Annotated in this window: 5 protein-coding genes; all 5 read left to right on the top strand. The window is 58.1% G+C overall.

The features are described 5' to 3' along the window. Positions 1 to 268: 268 nt before the first annotated feature. Positions 269 to 1,069: a DUF6065 family protein gene (locus tag EN925_RS23575; RefSeq protein ID WP_127368706.1), complete on the top strand. Its 801-nt coding sequence runs from the start codon at positions 269 to 271 to the stop codon at positions 1,067 to 1,069. A 199-nt stretch (positions 1,070 to 1,268) separates the two neighbouring features. Next, on the top strand, positions 1,269 to 1,784 hold the full coding sequence (locus tag EN925_RS23570; RefSeq protein WP_063169439.1) for a L,D-transpeptidase: 516 nt from the start codon (positions 1,269 to 1,271) through the stop codon (positions 1,782 to 1,784). Between the two features lie 430 nt (positions 1,785 to 2,214). After that, positions 2,215 to 2,631 (top strand): hypothetical protein, encoded by a 417-nt coding sequence (locus EN925_RS23565; RefSeq protein ID WP_245268594.1) that lies wholly within the window; start codon positions 2,215 to 2,217, stop codon positions 2,629 to 2,631. A gap of 71 nt (positions 2,632 to 2,702) precedes the next feature. After that, positions 2,703 to 3,305 (top strand): DUF3011 domain-containing protein, encoded by a 603-nt coding sequence (locus EN925_RS23560; RefSeq protein WP_013529061.1) that lies wholly within the window; start codon positions 2,703 to 2,705, stop codon positions 3,303 to 3,305. 1,003 nt (positions 3,306 to 4,308) lie between these two features. Then, a partial coding sequence (locus EN925_RS23555) for a DUF1403 family protein (RefSeq protein ID WP_128336970.1) occupies positions 4,309 to 4,863 on the top strand: 555 nt, incomplete at its 3' end.

Here is a 4,863-nt window from a genome sequence, read left to right as displayed (position 1 = left end):
GTCGGACTGCCCGGATCGGACGGGACACCTGGAGCGCCCGGCGATACCGGCGCGTCTGGACCTCCCGGCGCGCCCGGTGCGGAGGGACCTAGCGGACCTGCCGGACCTGCGGGACCGGAGGGACCTGCCGGACCGGTGGGGCCGGTGGGACCGGAGGGACCTACCGGACCGGCAGGCCCATAGTGCCCCCTTCTATCCTGGTCATGCCGCTACGGTTGGCGACGTGATCAGCAACTTAGAATCGAATCGTTTGAGGATAGCGGAGAGTATGACCGGCCCTCGTCTTGACTGCATGATCCAGGCTCCGAACCCGCCTGAGCTTGTCGCCGCGGAGGGGACGCGAGATTGGATGGATGCGACCGACCAGCATTTCGCCTACCGCTGCACGCCGCTTTCAATCGCCAATGCCAGCGGATGGGAATTGCTGAACCCCATAAATGTGACTGTTACTTGGAACGGATACAACACTACAAAAGACGTCGCCTTCCATGTAAACGAACCGAACGTCACGCACCGATTCATCAGCTCGACCTTCGGGCACGGCATAGTAACCTTTCATCCGGGTTACGTGTTTCGCACCGAGCCGGGCTGGATGGTGTGGGCTCGCGGCTCTCCCAACCGGATGAAGGACGGAATCGCGCCCCTGGACGGCTTGGTGGAAACCAACTGGCTGCCGTTCAGTTTCACCATGAATTGGCGCTTCACCCGCCCTGGGTCTGTCACTTTTGCCAAGGGCGAGCCATTCTGTTTCGTCACCATGATGCCAAGTGTCGCTATCGAGCAGGTGCAGCCGGTCATTCGTCCGATGGAGGACGATCCTGAGTTCCATAAAGAACATAAGGTTTGGAATAGCGAACGTCGACGGTTTTCGGCCGGCCTGCAGATGAACGACGAGCTTACCAAGGAGATGAAGTGGCAGAAGCACTATCTGCAGGGTGTTTCGCCGACGGGGAAATCGGTCGCGGATGACACTCACCGAGTAAAGCGAACTCTAAAGCGGCCGATCCACATCGACCAGTTGCGGGCCCAGGAAAAAGGTTCGCCAGTAGATGAAGCTAGCCAAGAGTAAGCGGCCTGTGCGCATTCCTCCAGTTGGATCGCTAGCATTTGGCCGTTCGATTAACGGGTCGGTTTCGAGCAGAGACGAAAGACCGGAATGCATCCGCCAGTTCGTGCGGTCGGGCTTTGTATTGGCGCTGGCGGCGCTCCTTGTCGGTTGCCTGGCGGATGGAAAAGGTAGCCCGAATACGGCTACAGAGTTAGTTCGCGTGAAAGCCGCTTACGCGAGGGAGCCGCATGAGGTCTTCATCGTCGATCGCAGCAAGTTTGACCAACGCTTTCTGCCTGTCGATGTGACGCCCCCGGAACGCTTGCCTGCCGGTACGGTGTTGATCGATACACGGCAGAGGTTCCTCTATCTATACCGCCTCAATGGGATGGCGCGGCGCTATGGTGTCGCCGTCGGGGCTAGTGGTTACAGTTGGTCGGGCATTGCCAGCGTAGGGCGTAAGGCGGAGTGGCCCGCATGGCATCCGACTGACGACATGCGTAACCAGTCGCCCGACCTGCCGCGCATGATCAGGCCCGGCACGCACAATCCGCTCGGCGCGCGAGCTCTCTATCTGTACAAGAACGGCGTGGATACGCTTTATCGTATCCACGGCACCTCAGAGCCCTGGACCATAGGAACTGAAGCGTCCTCAGGGTGCATTCGCATGCTCAACGAGGATGTGATCGAACTCTACAGTCTGGTGCCGAAGGGAGCAAAGGTCATCGTGAAGTGAAGCGAATTGAACAGGCACAGGCCAACGCTTGCTGTCGGATGCCGTTGGACAATACCCACGCCGGTGGCACAGGTGACGGCAGATTTCTGCTTCTATCCATATGGCGTCATAGAGGGAGAATTTAAGACATAGGCGTCGCTGCTCGTATCGATATCACTCGCGAATAAGGTTTTGGATACCTTAACCGTCATCTCTGTCCGTCATAATCGACGTTTAGGTATTCTTTTTTACACCTTTTGCGTGTATTGAAATAAAAAAATTCAATGGACGCGTCTATATGTCAGTTCTCGTCAGTGACGGCATGCCATTCGTCTTCCCGTTCGCCGTCGGCATCAGTCAGGGCGCGAATGTCCGAAGGACAAATCCAGGCTGATGGGTTGGCAATTGAACGCACCGAGTGAAAGGACCTATGATGAGGCGCTCTCTATTCATGCTGGTTTCCGCCGCGCTATTGAGTACCGCCGTTGCGGGTCCAGCGGCAGCGCAGACCGCCGCTGAAACAAACCAGACCCTTGACGCGCTGTTCGGCAGTCACACAACCTATCAGCAGTTTTTCGACAAGCTGCAGAAGGCTGTCAGTGCCGGTGACAAGCAGACCGTCGCGTCGATGATCGATTATCCCTTCCGCGCCCGGATCGGCGGCAAGGCGATCAAGATAAACGACGCCGCGCATTTCGTGACGGATTACGACAAGATCGTTACCGCCAAGGTCAAACAGACCGTCCTCAAGCAGACCTACCCGACGCTGTTCGCCAATTGGCAAGGCGTCTCAATCGGTGATGGCGAGGTCTGGTTCTCCGGCGTCGGAGACGGCAACACCATCAAGATCACCGCGATCAACGACTGACACCTGGCGGAAGAAATTCCATTTCGATGACACCGACGCAACCGGTCGTTGACCACTCCGGAGGGGTTCACATGCTACGTTACATGTTCATTGCTTTGCTCGCGCTCGGCTCATCGTGGATGATCTCTGATGCCCGCGCACAATCGACTGTCGAATGCCAATCGAGGCACTATCAGTATGGCGAATGCTGGGCGGGCCCGCTGAGCAAGCCGCAACTCATTCATCAGACTTCTGGAAGTCCTTGTATTTTGAACCGGACCTGGGGCTACAATCCACGCAGCAAATATATTTGGGTCGCGCAAGGCTGCTCCGGAATTTTCGCCGATGTCGGCGGCTACCACCATGGACGTGGCGACAGCTTTGATCCCAATGCCCGCATGTATGACCATCGCGGTCATGACGTCGGCGCAGTGGTTGGCGGAGCTATTCTCGGCGCTCTGATCGAGGGGATGGCGGACGATCATCACAATCGACGGCACACGACGAGCAACTACCGCCCCGATAGCAGCTACAATGGTTGTCATGGCATGGGATGCAAGGTCGACAATCCTGACCAGGCAATCGATACCCGACCGCAATTTGACAGGCAGGGAGAGCCAAACTTTGATGTGCATGGCAACTACCAAGGATGCCATGGTGCAGGCTGCCTTGTCGACAATCCTGACGCGGAGTGAATTGAAGGACGAAGGAAGCCGGTCACGATTGTCAAAGCGGGGCTCTTAAATCTTTCCCGCAGCATCAATCTTGATCTTCATCCTGGCATCACCACGGCAGACTTCGTTCACCTGCTTCTTGGTTTCTCCTCGAAGCGGTGGAGGCAGCCGAACATGTTCTCTATCTCCTCCTGCATCGTGGCAGCGGCTGAGACGATAAGATCGAGGTTCTTATGATGTCGATCCATAGGGGCTTGTGCGGAAGCCTCTTTGTACCAAGAAATGCACCAAAAGAGAGCCGATATTCGGAAAAATCGTTGCGAATCAGGCCGTTATGGGAAATCGATGGCGGAGAGGATGGCGGAGAGGGAGGGATTCCCTTTCACCTCTATGATACTGAAAATACTAGTCTTTTCGCGCTTTTTGTTACACAGTTTGTTACACAGCTACAACTACGATTTATAACCGCTCTAAGCTCGCAGCTTTTGGGCTCGCCTGCCCAATCCATCCGATCTGTCGAAACCGATGGCTTGTAGGACACTCCCGCGTGTGTACGTTGGGGCTTGGGTCAGAAGGTGACCCACAGCAAAGACGGGAGCGCCGCAGCGCAAAAGATCTCATCGGTCAAGGAACAGATAGTGAAGTAGCCTGTGACAATCGGCGCCAGCATCACCTCCAAAGCCGACCAGGAAAAACCCGCAAAAAACGTCGCCCTCAGATACCCCGTCGGCAATGAATATGGGACCGAAGTTGCGCGGCAGATCGGGCGTTAGATGCCTTCATGACATCTGAACCTGAGCAGGCTCCTACGCCGCGAGCCGGCACATTTCCGAACGGAGTTTCGTCCGGCTGCGCAAAAAGGTGCCCTGTCGAGACTTACTTGTTGGCCAAATGGCTTAGCAGGGACGAACTCGTGAAGAGATTGATAATGCAACACTATCAGTCGTTGTGCTGATCCGACAGGCTGTGCGTTTTGGCACGAAAATCATGGCGAAAAGCGCACCGGCACTTTACTCTCCAAATTATGATTCGCCTCGATCCCGCGACCGCCAGCTCCTCTGCGCCGCCCTCCGTTCCCGCGTGGGCGATCACAAGCGCCGGCGCGCCGAGTGACGGCGACGCCGCCTTCCGGGCCGGCGCCGCCCTGGGTGCCCTCGACACGCTCGCCCGCGCGCAGGCAGCCTGGGCCGGCGCTTGGCGGCAGCGGCTGGCGGTTCGCTGCGCCGCCTCCAGCATGCGGCTCGCCGGCCGCGCCGAGGATGCGGCCGCCTTGCGCGATGCCTGGCATTTGCGTCCCCTACGTGCTGACCCCGGTCCCGCAGGCGCCGTCTTTGGCGCCTGGCGGCAGTTGGCCAGGCAGCCGCCCGCCGCTACGCCCGGCCGGCTCGGGAAGATACTCGACCAGCTTGGCCTCCATTGGGACGGCGCCGCGCTCGCCGACCTTTGCACGCAGATCGAAAAACTCGGGGTATCCCAGCGGTCGGCGCCATTCGACGCCGCGGCGATCGCCGCTGAGGTCGTCGCCATGCGTCCCGATGCCGAAGTCTTTGGCTGGTGGCTCGCCGACCTGGTACTGGCG

Origin of the sequence: Mesorhizobium sp. M7A.F.Ca.US.006.04.2.1, assembly GCF_004022915.1 — a bacterium.
In the GTDB taxonomy this organism is placed as follows: Bacteria; Pseudomonadota; Alphaproteobacteria; order Rhizobiales; family Rhizobiaceae; genus Mesorhizobium; species Mesorhizobium ciceri.
Note: the sequence above shows the minus strand (reverse complement) of the source record. Positions and strands in the feature narration are given on the sequence as shown.

Excerpts from the sequence above, each read along its gene's own strand:
- EN925_RS23575 (WP_127368706.1), top strand. The coding sequence starts at position 269 with ATGACCGGCCCTCGTCTTGACTGCATGATCCAGGCTCCGAACCCGCCT.
- EN925_RS23565 (WP_245268594.1), top strand. The coding sequence starts at position 2,215 with ATGCTGGTTTCCGCCGCGCTATTGAGTACCGCCGTTGCGGGTCCAGCG.
- EN925_RS23560 (WP_013529061.1), top strand. The coding sequence starts at position 2,703 with ATGCTACGTTACATGTTCATTGCTTTGCTCGCGCTCGGCTCATCGTGG.